The 21,225-nt window shown below is 37.0% G+C and carries 18 protein-coding genes; 11 read left to right on the forward strand and 7 right to left on the reverse strand.

Going from position 1 to position 21,225, the window contains the following annotated elements; genetic code table 11:
* Positions 1–55 precede the first annotated feature (55 nt).
* From FGM00_RS01080 to FGM00_RS01100, 5 genes are all read left to right on the forward strand, one after another.
* On the forward strand, positions 56–1,309 hold the full coding sequence (locus FGM00_RS01080) for an O-antigen ligase family protein (protein WP_175416164.1): 1,254 nt from the start codon (positions 56–58) through the stop codon (positions 1,307–1,309).
* A complete protein-coding gene (locus FGM00_RS01085; RefSeq protein ID WP_138851132.1) occupies positions 1,299–2,396 on the forward strand; it encodes a glycosyltransferase family 4 protein in 1,098 nt (365 codons plus the stop codon). Before FGM00_RS01080 ends, FGM00_RS01085 begins: the two co-directional genes overlap by 11 nt.
* Before the next feature lie 145 nt (positions 2,397–2,541).
* On the forward strand, positions 2,542–3,846 hold the full coding sequence (locus FGM00_RS01090) for an MBOAT family O-acyltransferase (protein ID WP_236262865.1): 1,305 nt from the start codon (positions 2,542–2,544) through the stop codon (positions 3,844–3,846).
* Positions 3,847–4,073: 227 nt separating this feature from the next.
* Positions 4,074–4,925 (forward strand): hypothetical protein, encoded by an 852-nt coding sequence (locus FGM00_RS01095; protein ID WP_138851134.1) that lies wholly within the window; start codon positions 4,074–4,076, stop codon positions 4,923–4,925.
* Positions 4,926–4,928: 3 nt separating this feature from the next.
* On the forward strand, positions 4,929–5,849 hold the full coding sequence (locus FGM00_RS01100) for a hypothetical protein (protein WP_138851135.1): 921 nt from the start codon (positions 4,929–4,931) through the stop codon (positions 5,847–5,849).
* A 22-nt stretch (positions 5,850–5,871) separates the two neighbouring features.
* Here FGM00_RS01100 and FGM00_RS01105 read toward each other — a convergent pair whose 3' ends face one another.
* Positions 5,872–6,486: an LbetaH domain-containing protein gene (locus FGM00_RS01105; protein ID WP_138851136.1), complete on the reverse strand. Its 615-nt coding sequence runs from the start codon at positions 6,484–6,486 to the stop codon at positions 5,872–5,874.
* Between the two features lie 307 nt (positions 6,487–6,793).
* On the opposite strand from FGM00_RS01105, the gene FGM00_RS01110 reads away from it, so the two are divergent.
* The 3 genes from FGM00_RS01110 to wecB all read left to right on the forward strand — a co-directional run bounded on the left by FGM00_RS01110 (position 6,794) and on the right by wecB (position 10,640).
* On the forward strand, positions 6,794–8,224 hold the full coding sequence (locus FGM00_RS01110) for a lipopolysaccharide biosynthesis protein (protein WP_138851137.1): 1,431 nt from the start codon (positions 6,794–6,796) through the stop codon (positions 8,222–8,224).
* A 291-nt stretch (positions 8,225–8,515) separates the two neighbouring features.
* Positions 8,516–9,523: a glycosyltransferase family protein gene (locus FGM00_RS01115; RefSeq protein WP_138851138.1), complete on the forward strand. Its 1,008-nt coding sequence runs from the start codon at positions 8,516–8,518 to the stop codon at positions 9,521–9,523.
* Positions 9,513–10,640 (forward strand): non-hydrolyzing UDP-N-acetylglucosamine 2-epimerase, encoded by a 1,128-nt coding sequence (gene wecB / locus FGM00_RS01120; protein ID WP_138851139.1) that lies wholly within the window; start codon positions 9,513–9,515, stop codon positions 10,638–10,640. Before FGM00_RS01115 ends, wecB begins: the two co-directional genes overlap by 11 nt.
* Positions 10,641–10,667: 27 nt before the next feature.
* Here the strand turns inward: wecB and FGM00_RS01125 are convergent, their stop codons facing one another.
* The 6 genes from FGM00_RS01125 to cysQ form a co-directional block, all read right to left on the reverse strand.
* Positions 10,668–11,444: a sulfotransferase family protein gene (locus FGM00_RS01125; protein ID WP_138851140.1), complete on the reverse strand. Its 777-nt coding sequence runs from the start codon at positions 11,442–11,444 to the stop codon at positions 10,668–10,670.
* A 216-nt stretch (positions 11,445–11,660) separates the two neighbouring features.
* Complete coding sequence (locus FGM00_RS01130) at positions 11,661–12,917, reverse strand: sulfate adenylyltransferase subunit 1 (RefSeq protein WP_138851141.1); 1,257 nt, start codon at positions 12,915–12,917, stop codon at positions 11,661–11,663.
* 63 nt (positions 12,918–12,980) lie between these two features.
* On the reverse strand, positions 12,981–13,886 hold the full coding sequence (gene cysD, locus FGM00_RS01135) for a sulfate adenylyltransferase subunit CysD (RefSeq protein ID WP_138851142.1): 906 nt from the start codon (positions 13,884–13,886) through the stop codon (positions 12,981–12,983).
* A gap of 12 nt (positions 13,887–13,898) precedes the next feature.
* Positions 13,899–14,483, reverse strand: a complete 585-nt coding sequence (cysC, locus tag FGM00_RS01140; protein ID WP_138851143.1) for an adenylyl-sulfate kinase — start codon at positions 14,481–14,483, stop codon at positions 13,899–13,901.
* Positions 14,476–14,895, reverse strand: a complete 420-nt coding sequence (locus FGM00_RS01145) for a DUF2061 domain-containing protein (protein WP_138851144.1) — start codon at positions 14,893–14,895, stop codon at positions 14,476–14,478. Before FGM00_RS01145 ends, cysC begins: the two co-directional genes overlap by 8 nt.
* Entirely contained in the window at positions 14,892–15,692 is an 801-nt protein-coding gene (cysQ, locus tag FGM00_RS01150) for a 3'(2'),5'-bisphosphate nucleotidase CysQ (protein ID WP_138851145.1), read from the reverse strand. Before cysQ ends, FGM00_RS01145 begins: the two co-directional genes overlap by 4 nt.
* Before the next feature lie 502 nt (positions 15,693–16,194).
* On the opposite strand from cysQ, the gene FGM00_RS01155 reads away from it, so the two are divergent.
* The 3 genes from FGM00_RS01155 (at position 16,195) to FGM00_RS01165 (ending at position 21,162) form a co-directional block, all read left to right on the forward strand.
* Positions 16,195–17,679, forward strand: coding sequence for a hypothetical protein (locus FGM00_RS01155; protein WP_138851146.1), 1,485 nt, complete (start codon positions 16,195–16,197; stop codon positions 17,677–17,679).
* 418 nt (positions 17,680–18,097) lie between these two features.
* Positions 18,098–20,512: a GumC family protein gene (locus FGM00_RS01160; protein ID WP_138851147.1), complete on the forward strand. Its 2,415-nt coding sequence runs from the start codon at positions 18,098–18,100 to the stop codon at positions 20,510–20,512.
* A 20-nt stretch (positions 20,513–20,532) separates the two neighbouring features.
* The gene (locus FGM00_RS01165) at positions 20,533–21,162 is read left to right on the forward strand and encodes an LbetaH domain-containing protein (RefSeq protein ID WP_138851148.1); all 630 of its coding nucleotides are present in this window, start codon (positions 20,533–20,535) and stop codon (positions 21,160–21,162) included.
* Positions 21,163–21,225 lie beyond the last annotated feature (63 nt).

Below are 21,225 nucleotides of genomic sequence, written 5' to 3' on the forward strand. Positions count from 1 at the left end.
ACTTGCTTTTCTTTCAATACTCACTTTTGGCTATTTTATTTTTAAAAGACCAACAGTGGAAACATACATCTTGTTTGTTGCCTACTCCTTGCCGTTTCTCGATACTAAAATTTTACCCTTGGCCTATGGTTTTGTGAAAGTTTTTGATGTAGTTACCGTAATTTCACTCGTATTATTTTTTAAAGAATTCATCAGTTTTAAAACATCTCAAAAAGGGAAGATTTATTCTGTTCTAGTGGTCCTGTTTTGGGTGTTTTTGCTGCTTAGTAAAATAAATTCGGACTACCCCTTTAACAATCTTTATTTTATTTACCAGCCTTTTACTATTTTCATTTTTGCCCGATTCCTTCTTGTTTATTTAGAACAGGAACCCAAAGCTTTCTATAAATTTATCTCGGCCTTTCAGTTAAGTGTTATTCTTTTGGCAGGAGTCGTGTTCGTGCAACTGTTTATTGGGCCGAATTTCTCTTACCTAGCTGATTTTAATAAGAATGTCATAGATTTGGACAGTGGTTTTATCAGATACCCCGGCCTCTTTCAGGACTCCCAGACTTGTGGGCAATTTTTAGCATTGGGCAGCTTTAGCTTACTTTATTTAAGGCCTCAAAGCAGCCTTAAAAAGAAAAGGCTACACTTTCTATTTTTTGCGCTCACGACTATCGCTATCTATTTAGCTGCAAGTCGTTCGGCTATTGGTGGATTTGGCATGGGTGTCCTACTACTTGTATTGTTTCAAAATAGCAAAATAAAATTGCTTGTCGGTTCTATTGCCATAGGTCTTATTCTTTTTGTTTTTATACTAGAACCAAAGGAAGGTATTTTCAGCAGAACGGATTCTATTTCGGAAGACTACTTATTTCGGAAGTCTATTTGGGATGAGACAGGAGAGATAATCGCACAGTATCCCCTTTTGGGTATCGGTTTTGGAAATTTTCAAAAGTATATCAAAAGATATAAACAGGATTTATACTTGCAAACCGAATCTGGTGGAGAATTGTATTATTTTAACCAACCGGAAAACGGATATTTAAAAGTATTGGTAGAGCAGGGTTATCTCGGATTTTTCATTTTCTTATCCTTAATACTTATTCCAACGATTAAAGGCGTTCAAAATGCTCTAAGTGGCAAGATAGAGAAACAGACTATCTATCCTATGGCATCGATCTTGTCTTGGGCCGTTGCATTCAATACGAATTATTCGTTATTGGACTATCGGATTTTATTGGCAGTCGGCACTTTTGTGTGTCTAATCATATTTAGTACGGAAGCCAAAACATCTCATCTGACTGAGTCATTTTATGAAACATAAAATATTAATCGGAATTCCACCTACGAGACACGTTATTTTGGGCCTAGATGAACTTTCAGGGCTTGAGGGACTAGGGTATGTGTGCCACCAAATACCTTATTCCAGAAATAAATGGAATATTAGCTTACTGAACAGAATGTATGGTGTTATACTAAATGCATTCAAAGTACTCATTGAGCTATACAAACAAAAGCCGGATATTTTATATCTAAATTCAAGATTGGATGTAAATGGTTCTTTGCGTGACGCGTTTTCAATTTTGGTGTTTCGGTATTTATATTTTCTTCCTTTAAAAATCGTAATCAAGTCCCATGGGTCCGATTTAAGTATCCTTAAAAAAAAATCGTTTATTTTCAAAAAGTTTGCGATTCCTGTTTTGATGTCGAAAGTAGATGCTTGGTTGTTTTTGTCCAAGGATGAAGTTGAGGGGCTTTTAAAGTACAAGCCCGAGTTGAAAAATAAGGTATTCGTTACGTATAATATTATAAACCCCAAGCGCTCGGTGTATTCGGAAAGCTTTCAGAAAAAATACAACCTACCTAAGAACAAGTTCAAATTTCTGTACGTAGGCCGCATGGTTTATGAAAAAGGTGTATTTGCAATTTTAGATGGGATAGCAAAATTTTCAAAAAAAGAAGACTGCGTTTTTCTAATGGTGGGCAATGGGGAAGAACTTGAAAACTTGAAATCAAAAGCCGTTGAGTTAGGTGTTTCAGAGAATATTATATTTACCGGTTTTATTGAAGAAGTAGAATGCGACCATTTTTATGCCAATTCAGATGCACTGATTTTTCCATCACTTGATGAGGGCTTTGCTATGGCTCTGTTTAAGTCCGTTGTTGCCGGTCTACCCATTATTACAACTCAAATTAGAGCTGCAAAAGACCAACTAATCGCTCCCGACAACTGTTTATGGGTCGATGGTAAATCGGGCGATTCGGTAGCAGCTGCTTTAGCGGAACTTTATGAGAACAAAGCCCTCAGAAATTCAATGCGATACAATAATGTAAAACTTGGAGAAAAGTTCAATAGAACGAATGTTTCTGAAGATATGCATACTGTATTCCAAAAAATTTATCAGCATTAGAACTATGAATAAATTTGTACGGTAAGATATGCTGTTTAATTCCTTCAACTTTTTATTGTTCTTTCCGGCGGTATGCCTATTGTACTATATAACGAACAAAAAGTATAAATGGCTTCTGCTTTTAGTGGCCAGTTACTTTTTTTATATGAATTGGCAGCCGACCTATGCCATTCTGATTTTCTTTTCGACAATCGTGACCTACCTATGCGCCTATAAGATAGAAAAAACAGAAAAAAAGTGGCATAAAAAGAAATACTTGATTGCAAGTTTAATAATCAATCTTTCTATTTTATTTCTTTTCAAATACTATAATTTTTTCAATACTTCCGTGTTCGGACTTTTGCAAGAATTGGGTATTAGAGTACAGTTGCCCAATTTTAAATATTTACTACCTGTAGGTATTTCTTTTTACACTTTTCAAGCCGTAGGGTATACCATAGATGTATATCGAGGCGATATCAAACACGAGAAACATTTTGGTGTCTATGCTTTATTTGTATCATTTTTTCCTCAATTGGTCGCGGGCCCTATTGAAAGGGCAAAAAATCTATTGCCTCAATTTAAGACCTATAAAAAATTCGATTATGAAAAGGCGGTAGTAGGGGTTAAGTTGATGGTGTGGGGCTTCTTTATGAAACTTGTAGTAGCCGATAGGCTTGCCATTTATGTTAACTCGGTGTACGGTAATGTAGAGTACCACAGTTCAATTTCGTTATTGACTGCAACTCTTTTTTTTGCTGTTCAGATTTATTGCGATTTTGCTGGTTATAGTAATATAGCTATTGGCTGTGCCAAGGTTATGGGTTTTGATTTAATGACTAATTTTAGAAGGCCTTATTTTGCACAATCATGTGCGGAATTTTGGCAAAGATGGCATATTTCACTATCAACTTGGTTTAGGGATTACGTCTACATCCCTCTTGGCGGCAATCAGGTAAGTAAGAATAGAAACTATATCAATATATTGATAACCTTTGTGGTAAGCGGGCTTTGGCATGGAGCAAATTGGACTTTTGTAATCTGGGGTGCGCTAAACGGATTTTATCAGATCGTGTTTAAAATCTTCAGATTTAACCCTGGTAAAAAAGGCCGTAAGGAAAGACGGCCTTTTACGTATCTCTCCAATATAATTTTAACCTTCGTGCTGATTTGTTTTTCATGGATCTTTTTTAGGGCTGATAGTTTCTCCCATGCTTTTGAAATTATTAAGAGAATGGTTTCTGAACTAGGGCCGATTTTTATAGGTGATAACAGCTCTTTTGTGTATGGTATTTTTGGTATTCTCTTATTATTTCTAAAAGATGGTTTTGATGAATTTTTACCTGAAAAAAAGATTTTCTTTAGTAGCTCCTACAGATCGGTAAGAACCCTGTCTTATGCCGTTGTTGTTATATTGATTATGATGATCGGTGTCTTTGATGGGGGACAGTTCATATATTTTCAATTTTAACAAAAAAGAAAATGTAATCGAAAACTCATGGGCAATAGCTTTTTCCGAAATAATATGGATTTTATTTTAATTGACTTGTACTTTGGATTTTGAACGATTGGTGGCCCCATGTAACAATCCGATTTCGTAGCCGGAGGTTAAAACAAAGTTTTTGGATAACGCGGAACATTTGTCAAAAGACAATATTTTTAAAGACTTAACTTGCATTAACTTTAGCTTGTAAAATCATGAAAAATTCTTTTTTAAAACTCCGAGTGCTGCTTATATCGGTATTCTTGGTTTTCATAGATTGTAAAAATGATGATGATTCACCACCATTGCCAACCGGACGAACCAAATCTTTTGCGGTTATCAGTACCGATTTGTCCGATATAGAAGGTACAGTTGAATTTGTAGAAAATGACAATAACTCAACTGACATAAATTTTAACTTGCAGAACGCATCTGCTGATTTTAATAACCCTATTTATTTAAGAAGAAAAACAGCGTTCCAAGGAGGTGGCATTGCCGCTGCATTGGGTAATTTGGACGGTGTAACGGGTAAAAGTAGTTTTAATATTTCAAAATTAGCCGACGGTCAAAATATTACTTACGACCAATTACTATCATATGATGGTTATATCGCCATCGAATTAAATGGTGATGTTTCCGGAGAACTCGCCGCTTCGGCTCATATTGGCCCTAATGAACTTACTGGAAACAAAGTAACCTATACCATGTTGTTTACCGAAGATTTTAGCTATTCAGGACAGGCTACTTTCGCAGAAAGGGTTAACGGCACAAGTTCTTTAATAGTTAGCCTATTGGACAGTAATACAAATGCAAGCTACCCTTCCCATATGCATAGTAGCGAGCAAGAATCGAACAATAGTATACTTTTAACTTTGTCTTCAGTTGAAAGTAAGTTTAAAGGTCACGGCTTTAGCGAAATTAGTGTTTTAGAGGATGGGGTGCCAATTATGTACAATGATTTATTGGAGTTGAATGCTTCAATCGATATTCATGATTTTGATGATCCTAGTAAGGTCATCTCATCCGGTGGTATCGGGAGTAACCCAAATGCAATAGTTCAAAATTGAAAGTTGAAAAAATTTGTAAAACATCTGTTATTGGGTTTACTGGCTATAGCATTGCTCGACTTTGCAATAGGTAGTTCGCTAGAGCATTTTTATTTCAAACAAGATTCCGGGTTTCAATACCGTACGACCTATTCCTTAAATCATGTAAAAGATGATCTGATGATTTTTGGATCGTCAAGAGCCAATCACCATTATGTCCCGCACGTATTTGAATCTGAATTGGATGTAAGTTGTTATAATACCGGCAGAGATGGGACTTATTTCTTTTATCAAACGGCTCTTTTAAAAACAATGTTAAAAAGACATCGACCAAAGGTTATAGTTTATGATTTCTACGGAAGTTTTGAGTATTCACAAAGCGACTATGATAGACTATCTTCCTTGTTGCCCTACTACGAGCAACATGAAGAAATTCAAGAAGTTTTAGCACTTAAAGGACCATTTGAAAAACTCAAAACGCTTTCAAAAATTTACCCATATAATTCTTTGTTATTAAATATAATAAAGGGCAACATGGAATTTAATAAAGAAAGGAGTAAAGACTTTAAGGGGTATGTTCCCTTACCTAACGTTTGGAACAATACGCTAGAGCCATTAAAAACTGCAAGCGAATATCAGTTCGATCAAAATAAGCTAAAGGCCTTTGAAGAGTTCATATACCTGTGTAAAAAGAACAATATTGAGTTATACGTAGTTGTTTCTCCCGTGTTTTACGAGTATGAATCTGATTTTTCAATTGCTACTTGTGAAAAAATTTGTTCAGAACAAAATATTCCATTTTACGATTTTACAAAAAACCATGCGTTTTTACGAAAACCGGAATGGTATGCCGATATCTTACATTTAAATCAAATTGGGGCCAAAAAGTTTTCAGGGATGATCGCAGATTCATTACAGGTAAATAGCGGTCATTTAAAGAAGTAACGCTTAAAAATCACAATGATTTTTAATGCTTATTTCTAAATGCGATTAACTCATTTTCAGTATATCTTTTTTCATATGGATATAATTTCCTTTCATGCTCTAGTATTTCTTCTATGCTAAATCGGTACTTCAGTATTCTTGCAGGCACACCACCGATTATCGAATAAGGAGCACATGATTTATTAACCACCGCGCCTGCGGAAATTATAGCCCCTCTTCCTATTCTTACTCCGGAAAGTACGGTAACATTGATTCCCAACCAATTATCGCCCTCAATCACCACATCTTGATCATTTTCAGGCTTTTTTTCGTAGTCATTGTTGAACATAAAATGACCCACCTTATCGATTCTGTGATTTCCAGAAATTATTTTTACATACGGAGCGATATCCACTTTTTTTCCGATTATTACTTTTGCGTTAGTTGAATAGATTACCGCATATCTGGCAATTTTTAGGTCACCTTCAAAATAAAAATTAGATACTCCTTTAAATACCGAAGTAGATGGTTTGATCATAACGTTGCGACCACACTTGCCCATTGCTTTTTTTGTAAAAAAACCCCAAAATTTATCACTAAAAAATTCAATTGATTTTTCTAGAATAATAAAGTTCTCTAGTATTTTTTTAATTAGCATATAAACAATAGATTTACTTGCCTCGAGGAATTATTAAAATCGGAGTTGTTAGCATTATTTTAACTAAATATATGTATTCTTAGCACAATTGTGCTCGGGAACGGAGTTTTATGCAGATAATCCTCATAATAATAAAATGAATTTTTGATGATAGGTCTATTTATTCATAACGAACGTATTTAGTAAATCATATGTTACTAGTTAGGAGTTTAAATGAATCATCAAGGAAAAAATATCCAAAAATTTCGCGTGTTTCTATAAAACTATTTTATTCCTCAGTTCTATAACCTCTAAATATTCTTAGGTCATTAAAGTAAAGTCACAGTTATATAAGAATAGTTTTTGGGGACTTGCAGGTTCTTTGCTTCAGAACTTTTTTTTGAGCCTTTTTTTTATTTTACTTGCTCGACATTATTCTATTGAAGATTGGTCAAAATATTTAATAGCAACTAGTGTCTATCAGATGGTGGCGGCAATCTCCACTATGGGTTTAGGCCAATGGTTTATTCGTGAAGTCGTAAATGCCGATGATAAAAATATATTAGTAGCAAAGTTTTTAAAAATGCAAACCTACTTCGGTTTCTTTTTTTTTGCAATCAATCTGATCATTGTCCTCGCCATCTACGATGACTTCACAATGCGCTTGCTTTCTTTTCTCTTTGCTTTTAATGTTGTCTTTGACAACATTATCTATTCCATTAAGAATATCAATATCGCTCAATTTGCCCAAAAGAAAACGGTAGCCGTATTATCAATAGAAGCATGCGCCAAATTCGCACTTGCCTGCTTGGTATATGTTTTTCCAATTTCGATAGTAACACTTGCCATATTACTTGTCTTGCTAAGACTGGTCTCCTTAAACTTATTTCTCAGGATAGGTGCTCCTGCTGGAATAAAATTAATGGGTTTCTGGAAGGTAAGATTACCACTCAATAATATCGTCGTAATCATAAAAGAGTATTGGCCATTTGCGGTCATAGGTAGTGCCTATATTGTATACTGGAAAATAGCCACCTTGATTATTTCAAAAAAATTACCACTTGAAGCTGTTGCCGATTTCGAAAACTCCTTTAAAGTATTTTCTTTAGCGCAGCTGCTGCCGGTAGTAATCGCATCTACAGCTCTTCCTAGAATGGTAAGTCTTTTCAAAGAACAAAAGATAGATGAACTCCGAAAATTGTATATGAATTTATTTTGGTTTTTTTGTATCTACGGTATAGGAACCTATACATTTATGTACTCTTTTGGTTTTCAAATTATACCGTTTTTATTTGGTGAAAAGTACGGTGAAACTGCAATCTACACCCAAGAAATATTCTTGACCATGTTAATAATGCCTACCACTTTTTTACAAGCCCAACTTTTGATTACGATGAAATTGGAAAAGCTTGATATGTGGTTCAATATTAAAAGGTTGGTTTTAAATGTGCTCATTTGTCTTGTTGGCCTTTATTACGTTAAGTCCTTGTCGGTTGTTAATTATTCAATTTTTATATCTTTCGTTGTATTACATATATCCCAAGATGTTACGCTTACACGAAAAAAATTATTGCGTGTTTCTGAAACTATTAAATTTTTTGGGATTACAGCATTACTCATTCTGTGCTATTTTTGGTTATCAAAATTTCTCAATCCTGTTATTCTTTTTTGTTCATTCTGGATAGTTATTTGCACCATATACTACTTTTTGTACGGAAAATCGATGTTAGATTTCAGAAAAGATAAAACCGATATTTAAGTGATGAGCTTCCCATGCCTTTTTAAAATTGAATTTATAACCATCTCAGCGACTATGATTTGTTGATGATAATTTAATTGTTTACCAACATGAATGTTATCTTTGACCCCGCCTTTTAAAAGTGAATTGTAGAAAAGACAAAAACGCAATTGGAATTTTCACTAAAACCAAATCAACGTTTTAAGGTAAATCGTTTCAAGCGGTATTCTTTGATTGTCACAAAGAGTGATTGCAGTTATAAACTATACACATATGTCCGGTCAAAATTTTAACAGTCAAATAAAATTTTATTTGCCAAAAGGTCAAATTAATGATGCTACGGCATATTATATCGACTTAATTAAAAATGCCTTTGTTCGCTCGAATTTTAGGGTATCTACTTTTCACAAGAATGATTTTGAACTCGAGGATTCCGATTATATTGTAGTCGTAAGCCCTAAAGATTTTCTTGGTGTTTACAGAAGAAATCGGAAAGCGAAAATAATCATATGGTTCCAAGGATTACTTCCAGAAGAAAACAAGATGCTAATGGGTGCAAATTTGTTCCAAAAATTACGTTTCCCAATTTACAATTGGATGGAGCGGAAAACCATACACCATAGCTATTTTAATTTTTTCGTGTCCGATAGAATGAAAAGACATTTCAGCGAAAAATACGCCTACGACAACAGTAATTTTTTAATCATTCCATGTTACAATAAAAATCTTAAGCGAGAATATTTTTCTTCAAGTATAAAACCGAAAACCAGTTTTGTTTATGCGGGTGGTATTTACCCATGGCAGTGTTTTGCCGAAACGATAGCTATCTATAAGGAAGTCGAAAGAAAGAATAACAATGCTTTCTTGACCGTTCTTACAAAAGATCAGGAAAAGGCCGAAAATATGATCAAAATGGAGGGCATAAAAAATTACAAGATCAATTATGTCAGCCTAGAGGAAGTCATGCATGAACTGGGGAACCATAAATATGGATTTTTATTGAGGGAGGATAACATTGTAAATAACTGTGCGACCCCGACGAAGATGAATACCTATTTGTCAGCTGGTCTCATGCCAATTCATACCTATGCGGTACATTCATTTAACGAGCATATTAATTTAGATAAATTTGAAATCAAAGGAAATCTGGAATCTGAAAAATCAAAATTAGCGGAAGAGATACTGGTACACGACGACATTCAAATCGATTACAATACGTATTATGATGTTTGTCATTCGAATTTTAAGGAGTATTTTGACGATACCCATTATATTGAAAAGATTACGTCTGAATTAATATCAAGAATACATGCAAATTAAAAACCTTATCATTTTCGGTACGCGTCCAGAAGCGATCAAAATGGCGCCTTTGGTCAAGGAGTTTTTAAGCGACACGCGTTTTGAAACCAAAGTATGTGTCACTGCCCAACATCGCGAAATGTTGGATCAGGTTCTGAATTTTTTCGAAATCAAGCCCGATTATGATTTAAACCTTATGAAACCCGGACAGAACCTTTACGGACTAACTGCCGATATCATAACAGGTTTGCAACCTGTTTTGGAAGAATTTCAACCCGATTATGTGTATGTGCATGGTGATACCACAACTACGATGGGCGCTAGTATCGCTTCCTTTTACGCGGGGGCCAAAATATGCCATGTAGAAGCAGGCCTTCGAACTTTTAATAAGAAATCGCCATTTCCGGAAGAAATCAATAGAACGATTACGGGTCATGTCGCGGATTATCATTTTGCTCCGACCCAAACATCATATGATAATTTAATCCGTGAGAATGTTTTGGCTAAAACTATTTTGATTACGGGAAATACGGTCATAGACGCACTGTTGGAAAGTGTCGATAAAGTTGATACGTTGGAAAATGAGGAGATTGAAAACCTGAAAAGTCAAATTGATACGACCAAACGTCTGATTCTGGTTACGGGACATAGACGTGAAAACCATGGACAAGGTTTTATAAATATCTGCTCGGCCTTAAAAAAAATAGGGGAATCTGTTGACGATGTGCAAATCATATATCCTGTGCATCTAAACCCTAAAGTTCAAGAACCTGTTTACGAAATCTTGGGGGATAGTGATTTTATTAAATTAATTGATCCCTTGGCCTATCCGGCCTTCGTCTGGTTGATGAACAAGTGCCATTTGGTAATTACCGATAGCGGTGGTGTTCAAGAAGAAGCTCCCAGCCTGGGCAAACCGGTTCTAGTGATGCGGAATACCACCGAACGACCGGAGGCTGTTGAAGCGGGAACCGTAGTGTTAGTAGGAACCGACAAAGAGAAAATTGTAAAGGAAACCTTAAATCTGCTAGGTAATGACGACCTGTATAAAAAAATGAGTAAACTACATAATCCTTATGGAGATGGTCACGCCAGTAAGCGTATCGTTCAATTCATTAGTGAAATAGCATCTAAATAGTAACGCCTTGATGATTTTCTAGCTCGGTCAGATTTTCTTGTTAAGACGTAGTTTCGGATATTTATTTAAGTCTACCAAGCTATATCCAAAATCGTTAACGATCTTTTCAAATTCTTCAATACTCTTTTTCTTTTGATATCTTTTCAGGAATTGCCAAGATTTATCTTTATTCCAGCGATCAAAATATTTGCCATTAAAATTCTTGAAATTATTGACAAATGAAATATCGGTATCTAAAAAATCTTCAACTTCCTTTATCACTTTCTCCGGAGAGGCAACCATTTCTTCGTAGCTAAAATAGAGCTCTTTATTTATTTTTTTTCTATCATTTCGATATATTTCATGGGCAGTGACCCAATGCTTGATCAAATTAGGTACGGAGGTTCTGCTCCATTTTTTAGTGGCCAAGGAGACGGCTATCGGATGTCTTGAAATCGTAATAAAATAAGCTTTAGGAAATAACTCTTGAAAAAAGCGCATTCTGATCAAATTCGGAGGCGATTTTTCAATCCAAAAAGGTTTTTCCTTGTCCCAATATTTTCCCCATTCCTTTAAAATTTTTTCCCTGTTTCCCGGAGTTATCAAAGCACTGGTTTCATCTAATCTAGAGTTCTGGTCGAATGCGAATTTACCCGGTCCCCCGAAATCCATATCCGGCGGGAAAACACTTTGTAGATGCTGGCCCTCATCCTCAAATATACCCGTATCGTGAAAACCTGAAAAATGTTCTGAATTGCTAAGGGTCTTATGTAAAATGGAAGTCCCACTTCTATGTAAACCACATATGAAAACGAGTTTCTGCATTGATATTTTTTTACAAATGTATAATTAATCATCCGAGCTTAACAACGGACGCGCCACATAATTCTACTCGACTGTTCGTACTTTTAAGAAGAATGTAACTATCCTAATCCTACTTTGCGGATAAACCAAGCCATAAAGAATTTTTGGAAACTGACCTTGCCCGACTGCGTCGTTCAAAAACATGCTCCCGAAGCAGCAGTTTTAGGGTGATTTAGATTAAACAATCATACCAGCCGCGACGGTTTCATGCGTGCCGTCGTCAACTAGAATAATACTGCCGGTCACTCTATTTTCCCTATAAGAATCGACCATTAGGGGTTTCGTTGTTCGAATTCTTACTTTACAAATATCATTCATGTCTATTTGTGAATCATCCGCTTTTCGGGCAAGCGTATTAATGTCTATTTTGTAAATGACCTCTTTGATCATTGCTTTTTGCTCGTTCGAGGTATGTCTTATGCTATATTTGGCTCTTGGTTTGGCCGAATCATTATGTAACCAACACAGCATAACTTCTATATCCTGTAATCCTTCGGGTTGATTTTTTGATCTTACGATCATATCGCCCCGACTAATGTCGATGTCGTCTTCCAAGGTAATGGCGACCGACATTGGGGCAAAGGCTTCGTTGATTTCACCGGAAGGGCCGCCGATCGATTTGATGACGGAAGTGAAGCCGGATGGCATGACGGTAATTTCATCACCTGTTCTAAGAATGCCACTTGCCATTCTACCGGCATAGCCTCTATAATCCAAAAAACCTTCGCGTTGCGGGCGTAGAACCGTTTGAACCGGAAAACGGGCATCGACTTTGTTTATATCGCTGCTAATGTGCATCGTTTCCAATGTATGAAGCAATGGGCCACCCTGATACCAGGGCATATGCTCCGATCTATGAACCACATTATCGCCCAACAAAGCGCTTATAGGTATAAATCGGATGTCCGTAATTAACAACTTCGAAGAAAATTCTTCGAATTGTTTTAAAATAGTATTGTATACTACTTCCTTAAAATCGACCAAATCCATCTTGTTTATGCAAACAATAACATGCGGAATTCTGAGAAGGGAAGCTATGAACGCATGCCGTTTGGTCTGTTCTATAACACCATGACGGGCGTCAACTAAAATTATGGCCGCATTCGCCGTAGAGGCACCGGTTACCATATTTCTAGTATACTGAATGTGACCGGGAGTATCCGCGATTATGAATTTTCTCTTTGGTGTCGTGAAATAACGATAGGCTACATCTATGGTAATTCCCTGTTCGCGTTCGTCCCGAAGTCCGTCGGTGAATAGTGCAAGGTCAACACCTTCGTGGCCTTTTTGTTTGCTGGTATTTTCAATGGCCTCAAGTTGATCTTCAAAAATCGACTTAGAGTCGTATAATAGTCGTCCAATTAAAGTACTCTTGCCGTCATCTACGCTTCCTGCGGTAGTAAACCTTAATAATTGATTATTCGTTATTTCCATTATAAATCGTTGAATTTGCTGATCATTTCCGCATTATCGAAAAGGGCGTTGATTTTGTCGAGATTAAAAATATCCTTGCTTTTTTCGATCTTCCATAGCCGTCTCTGAGCGTTTGTCATCTGTTCTGTTACCACGTTCGGTTTGCCGCATCGATGATACTTCCTGCACAATCTTTTCTAGTGTATCGGCCTCCGATTCTATTCCTCCGGTAATGGTAATATCACCTAAAGTGCGAAATCTGATTTTTTTGGTCAGTATTTCTTCATCTTTCTCCAGTACCAAGAACTCCGAATTCGGAATCCATGAATTACTTCGCCAGACCACTTCTCTTTGATGCGCAAGATAGAGTGACGGAATGGCTATGTTTTCTCTCTTTATGTAATTCCAAACATCCATCTCTGTAAAATTACTGATGGGGAAAGCACGAAAGTGCTCTCCTTCTTGATACTTGCCGTTGAAAATATTCCAAAGCTCTGGCCGTTGGTTTTTTGGGTCCCATTGCCCAAAATCGTCCCGATGGGAAAAAAATCGCTCTTTCGCCCGCGCCTTTTCCTCATCCCTTCGTCCGCCTCCAATTGCACAATCGATTTTGTGTTCCTCTATGGCATCTAACAAAGTTGTTATTTGCAAGGCGTTGCGAGTAGCATTTTTACCTTTTTCCTCGGTTACCCTACCTTCATCGATCGACTCTTGAACCAAGCCCACGATTAAGCGTGCGTTTAATTCGGTCACCAGATCGTCGCGAAATTTTATCGTTTCGGGAAAGTTGTGTCCTGTATCCACATGCATAAGCGCAAAGGGAATTTTGGAGGGGTAAAATGCCTTTTTCGCCAAATGGGTAATAAGGATTGAATCTTTCCCACCTGAAAATAGTATTACCGGATTTTGGAACTGTGCCCAAACCTCCCTTAAAATGAATATCGCTTCAGATTCCAATTCATCCAAATAATTTAAATAGTACTTGCCCATATTCTGAGAATCTTAGATTTTACTTTCGATTTTTTTTATGATTAAATCTACCGCTTGCGCTATGGTATGATCATCGGTTAATTCGATATCAGGTTGCACCGGTGCCTCGTAAGGTGCTGAAATACCGGTCATATTTTTTATTTCCCCTTTTCGTGCCTTTGCATAAAGGCCTTTGACATCCCTCTTTTCGCACAGTTGTAAACTGGTATTTACAAAGACCTCGACATAATTATCATTTCCTACGGTATTCTTTATAAAAAGTCTATCTTTTGTATATGGGGCGACAAAAGCAGCTAGCACAACAATTCCGGCATCGATAAAAAGTTTAGCGATTTCACCTATTCGTCTGTTGTTCTCCGATCTATCTTCCGGACTAAAGGAGAGTCCTCTATTTATTCCTTTACGGATGTTATCACCATCAAGAACGTACGTTTTTATTTTTTTCTCGAAAAGCCTTTGCTCTAGGGCATTTGCAATGGTAGATTTTCCCGAACCGGATAATCCCGTAAAGAAAATGAGAAAAGAATTGTGTCCGTTCGCTTTTCTTCTGTCCTCTCTACCGACCTTGTAAGAATGTTTGGTTATATTTTTATCCATTTGCTTTTCGTGTTCTTTCGGACAATCCAAAATTTATTTTGTACCAAGTGCGCTCATGTAGATAGTACAACAACATTTTTGTGATTACCTCTAAGACGCCTATTTTCAGTCCTGTCAAAGGATTTCCAGAAATGAGCCAAGAAAGCATCACCGTATCCAGAGTGCCAATTATGCGCCAGGAAATAGTCTTGATAATGTGCCTTTTACGACTTTCCCTGACGTTAATTTTAAACCAAACCCTTTCATGAACATAATATAATATCAGTTTAGTGATTACTTCTGAAAAGCCGATTTTTAAACCGGTCAACGGATTTCCTGTAATCAACCATGATAATAAAATCGTATCTAAAGTGCCAACCGCCCGCCAAGTAAAGGTTTTCGCAAGGTGTCTTTTATAGGAAACTTTGCTCATTGGTTACTCACTAGAAAATAAGGGTTTAAAAGATTTTCCTTGTTGTAAGTTACCTCTTTCTGAGTATGTTGTGAGATTACTTTTACCCCAACAGCAGAGCAAATAGCATGCCCGGCAGCAGTGTCCCATTCCATAGTTGGTGCAAATCTCGGATACACATCGGCCTTGCCCTCTGCGACCAAACAGAATTTTAAGGAACTTCCTTTAGAGACAATTTCAACTTCGGGGAATTCTTGCTTTAATTCTTCTGTAAAATAAATAGTATCATCATTCATATGTGACCGGCTAGCTACGACTCTTATTGATAAGCTTTTATTGGAATTAGGATAAATACGATCAATTTCATCATTTAGTTTATTCGTTACGACATGTTCTAAGTCTAAAACTGTTTTGAATGCCTTTTTTTCGTCAACTACGGCATAATAAAGTTCCCTTGTGACGGGTACATAGATTACTCCAAAAACCGGGATTCCGTGATTGCATAGCGCTATATTTACGGTGAATTCCCCATTTCTTTTTATAAACTCTTTTGTTCCGTCTAGCGGATCAACAATCCAACAAGACGTCCATTCTTTTCTTGTGGAATAAGCCAATTGCTTGCTCTCCTCGCTAATGATGGGAAGGTCCGTCTCATTTAAGATTCCTACGATTTTTGCATTTGCTGCACTATCCGCAACGGTAAGTGGTGAATCATCTTTTTTATAATCAACATGAATTTCATCTTGATTGTAGACCTTCAATATCGCCTTACCACCTTCGATTGCCGCTTGTATTGCTGTTTGATATATTCGTTTCATAGGGAATTTTCATGTTTATTCACATGCTGGGAAAAAAGCCTTTGAACCGATTCGATAAAATCAAATTTTAAAGAATATCCATTAAAGGCAAATAGGGAACGAAAGTAAAAGCTTTTACAAAAGAATAAAAATTAAACCCTGAATAATCGGGCAACATCAAAAAGCTTCGTTCAATTAGCAATTATCGCACTAAGGAAGAAATATTTGAATTGAATTAGGGTTGTTGCACTACGGGGTTGTTACATTATAGTATACTTAAGATTTTTATGTAGAGTAGTAAAACGATATTGCCTTCGTATTAGGGGGAATACTCTTTTATGAAAGTATAAGATGGGTTTTATTGCTGTTAAATCAACCGTACCTTGCTTTTTATCGAACAATAGGGTTTATATATCGAGAATATTGAGGTGTAAGTCGAAAAAAAAATAAGCAACTGCCATATTGAAGTAATTTTACAAGTTAAATTAGTAGGTCAAGAGATACGACTAATAAGAAAAAAGCTATGAAAAATCTTTTTGTATTTTTTTTAGTACTGGTTTGTACCAACTTTGGTACGGCCCAAGTTAAGATAGGTGACAATCCTCAATCGCTTGACCCAACATCCATATTAGAGCTGGAAAGCAATTCTAAGGTATTGGTTATAAGTCGAATGCCGGAGGCTGAGATATTAGGTCTAACCCCTTTGCAGGGTGCCGTGGTCTACAATACCGATGCATCTTGTATCTTTTACTACGATGGTTCGAATTGGAATAATTTATGTAACGGTGGTAGCACGGGAAACATATCCTGGGGAACGATTACCGGTAATTTGACCGATCAAGCGGATTTGGCCGATGAATTACAAAACTACGTTGATCTAACAACTGAGCAATCGATTGCGGGAGAGAAAACACTTACCGAAAAGTTCACCGTAGATACGGGCACCCCGACCGACCGGGTCGCCGAATTCCTGGGCCGTGTAAAAGGTGAGGACGGTACGGCCCCGGAGGACTTCGTTACCAAAGCGCAATTAGATGCTTCTGGCGGAGGAGGTGGTGGTGGAGGCACTTGGGGCTCGATTACCGGTACGCTCTCCGATCAAATGGATTTAGCCGCTGCATTTCAGAATTATGTAGATCTTGCTACCGCCCAATCGATAGCAGGTGAAAAAACACTTACCGAAAAGTTCACCGTAGATACGGGTACTACGACCGATCAGGTCGCCGAATTTTTAGGCCGTGTAAAAGGTGAGGACGGGACGGCTCCGGAAGACTTTGTTACCAAAGCACAGCTAGATGCTTCACCTGGAGGCGGCGGTGGAACTTGGGGCTCGATTACCGGTACGCTCTCCGATCAAACGGATTTGGCCGCTACATTTCAGAATTATGTAGACCTTTCTACCGCTCAATCGATAGCAGGCGAGAAGACGCTTACCGAAAAGTTTACCGTAAATACGGGTGGTATGAACGACCAGGTCGCCGAATTTCTGGGCCGTGTAAAAGGCGAAAATGGTACCGAATTAGATGACTTTGTCACAAGGCGTCAATTGAATGCGGTTGTTGCAACAGGAGCGAGTGGTGAAGAAGGATCAATTTTTTTTGCAGGAACGGACACAGGGCTTACTGAAAACAATGATCAATTATTTTGGGACAATACCATTAATCAACTTAAGGTGGGCAATAACGTTCTTCCAAATCAAAATGGCTCAACTAATTCTACACTAAATATACAAGGTTCGGTCTCAAAACGTATAACCTTTGGTGAAACCATATTGAACGAAACGCATCATACAGTTATTATTAATGACCCAGCCCTGACCGCCGCAGTAATTGTTTTACCACCCGCTAACACATGTACAGGCCGAGTATACATTATAAAGAAAAGACCTAACATAGCAATCACGATTCAAGGGGATTATATTGACAGAAACTATGTTACTACTACTGTAATGAATGATAATATTCTACACATACAGAGTAATGGTTTTCAATGGGAGCAGATCAACTAGCAACTACGTTCAATAAAACGATTGATTACGTTTCACCATCCTTAAGATTTAGTTTTTAGTAGATAGGATGAGGTTTAGGTCGTTAAACAATATGGTTAACGGCCATTTAAATTAATTTTCGAGTGTTCCAAAACGTATGTATCTTGCCATAAATACCTTAAAACTCTAAGTTCAACGGGTTTATTTGGGAACCGATCATCTATCGGGTAATTTTCGCAATTAAATTAAAAAGTTATTAGATTATTTTAATTATGCCCAAAGCGAAGAATGTCGTCTTATTGACAAACTTAAAAGAAATCATAAATTCAACTAAATGGCGTTGAGAGAGTGATCTTATGTGCTGTAATAGACTGATTCGCTGTTGTCTTAGGCGACATTTTTTGAAGTATAGTTATTAATTAAAAATAAAATTCCCTATATGTACGAAGAGAACAAATCGAGTGCTGACGAGAACATCTTACGAATGCTCTTAGCCATGTTTTTACCTTATTGGCCGTTGTTTGCACTATTGATTCCCGTTTGTTTTATCGGGGCCTGGGGATACCTTAAAACTACTACTCCAGTCTATGAAGCTTCGGCAACTCTTATCATTAAAGATGAAAACAAAGGCGTAGATGATGCGAAGGTTTTGGAAGCCATGAATCCCTTTGACTCAAAGAAAATAGTTGAAAACGAACTCGAAATCATAAAGTCAAGAACCATAATGACTCAAGTGGTTAAAGGGTTACAATTATATGCACCTTTTTATGAAGATAAATTGTACGGCTCTAAGGAAGCGTATACTACTTCGCCAATAGCAGTTGAACTAAGAAATCCGGAAAATATCGTTCTACCATCAGGTGGAGAACCTTTAAAGTTTTATTTCGAATATGATTCGGTTAAGAACTCAGTTGAAATCGATAACAAGTCATACCCAATTGGCGAATGGGTTGAAGGCCCTATTTTTGGAGAAACAAGGTTCGAGTTAAATGAGAATAAATCAGAAAATGCTGAACGAGCGATTTACTATACCTTCATGAATCCTAAAAAGCTTAGCATAAGTCTTTTAGGAAGCTTGGAAGCCAGTCCCACGGATAAATTATCGACGGTTGTTCGACTTACTTACCGCGATCCTATACCGCAAAGAGGTGAGAATATACTGAATCATTTGATTGCGGCGTACAATCAAAAAGCTATTTCCGACCGGGATGAACTTGCCTCGAACACACTTACCTTCATTGATGAGCGTATGAGTGAAGTTGAAAAAGAGCTCAATGCGCTTGAATCTTCGATTCAACGCTTTAGGTCGGAAAAGGGTGTAGTTGATTTAAGTGAACAAGGAAAACTTTATCTATACGACGTTGGCGAATACGACCGCCAAATAGCGAGGATAGATAGGCAACTTGCCGTTTTGAACAAAGTTCAACAATATGTAATTTCTAAAAAAAACCAATCCGGTATCGTACCATCTACTCTAGGGGTAGAAGACCGTGTTTTATCTCAATTGTTAGAGAAACTATATGATTCAGAAGTAGAATATGAGAAATTACGAAAAACGACTGCAGAGAACAACCCAATTCTTACCTCATTAGCCGATGAAATCAATAAGATAAGACCTAGCATACTCGAGAATATACGAAATCAAAAAAATAACCTTACCACAAGTTTGAGTAGCTTAAATTCCAATGCTGATCAATCTGCCTCGGCACTCAAGAATATTCCGGAAAAAGAACGAGCGTTGTTAGAGATTGAAAGGGGGAAAGAAATCAAAAACGAACTCTATTCATTTTTGCAGCAAAAAAGAGAAGAAACAGCCCTTAGTTATGCACCAAATGGTGGTGACGGAAGAATTGTTGATTTGGCGCAATCCTCCGCAGGTCCTGTTTCACCGAATTCTTCACTTATTTATTTGGTGGCTTTGGTGTTGGCTTTCGGGATAGGGTTGGGTTATATCATTTTTAAAGAGATGCTGAACAAAAATGTGCTATTCCGTTCAGAAATTGAAAATGCTATCGATGCACCTGTGGTTTTAGAGTTGCCACATTTAGATGACGTAAAAGAGTCGCAAAAATCTACGAATTTCATAACCAATATATTTTATAGACTAGGGCTAAGGAATATTCTTCGTTCAAATCGGCAAACTATTAAAACAAAACAAAATGAGGCAGTACTAATACATCATTTTAGACAACTTGGGTCCTCAATGGGTTTGTATAGCCGTGTTTTCAAGAAAAAGAAAATTTTGGTTACCTCAAGTATTGAAGGTGAGGGAAAAAGCTTTGTTAGTACCAACCTCTCCTTTAGTCTAGCTCAATCAGGTAAAAAAGTAGCTCTTGTCGATATGGATTTTTTGAAACCCCAAACATCCCGTTACTTTAAGCTCCTCAATCAGAGAGGTGTTTTAGATTATTTATCACATAAAGCGGAGTACGCGAAGATTTTGACTAATTCACATGGGAATAAAAATCTATATATAGTTCCTGTTGGAAATAGGGTTGATGACCATACCCAGCTTCTTTTAAATGGAAAATTAGAGGTTCTTTTTAAAGAATTATCCAGTGATTTCGATTACGTGATAATCGACTCGGCTCCGGTAAATCTTGTGGCCGATGTTAAACTATTGGCAGAGTACAGCGATGAAACTATTTACGTTATACGACACGGTAATACACCTTTGAAAATTCTCAAGCATTTAGATGACTCCGAGACTTTGGAGAATCTTAATAATGTGTCGGTTGTTTTTAATGGAATAAAACAAAGAGGCCTCGTTAAAGGCGATTACAATTATGGTTATGGTTTGAACACTAAATTATATGGAGAGGCGTATGGTGCTGAAATGGAATCAAAATCATAAGTGGCGGCATAAATGTTATTATGCTAGATAGTATTGTCGGAGCAGGAATACAAAACATGAAAGAACAATTGAAATCTTTTGTAAGGAAATCACCTTTTCTATTGAAGGCAATTAGAAATTTTAGAGAAGGTAAAATGTTTGAGAAATCATATTTAAAATCCATTCAAGGAAATGATAATGTTCTTAAAATTGAAACTTCGGCTCGACTGAACAACTGTAAAATTGATATCATCGGCAATTCAAACTACATTAGCATCGAGGACGAAAGTGTTTTGAACAATGTTGTCATATTCATTAGAGGTAACAAAAATCAAATTATCATCTCAAGAGAAGTAAAGTTCAATCGCGGTGGGGAGTTATGGTTCGAAGATGATTTTTGCGAATTGTTTATTGGTGAAAATTCAACATTTGAAGACACGCATATTGCCGTAACGGAACCAAAGTCGAAGTGCACCATAGGTAAAGATTGTATGTTTGCAAACAATATCGATATTAGAACCGGCGATTCGCATTCGATCATTGATATTAAAAGTCAGAAAAGAATTAATCTTGCGGAGAACGTTAGCATAGCGGATCATGTATGGGTGGGTGCCCATGCTTCTATACTCAAGGGATCAAGCTTAGCGCCAAATTCAAATTGTAGCAACTAGATCCGTGGTAACCAAACGCTTTGAAGAAGGAGGAGTAATTATTGCCGGAATACCTGCAAAGGT

Origin of the sequence: Aggregatimonas sangjinii, assembly GCF_005943945.1 — a bacterium.
Classification (GTDB): domain Bacteria; phylum Bacteroidota; class Bacteroidia; order Flavobacteriales; family Flavobacteriaceae; genus Pelagihabitans; species Pelagihabitans sangjinii.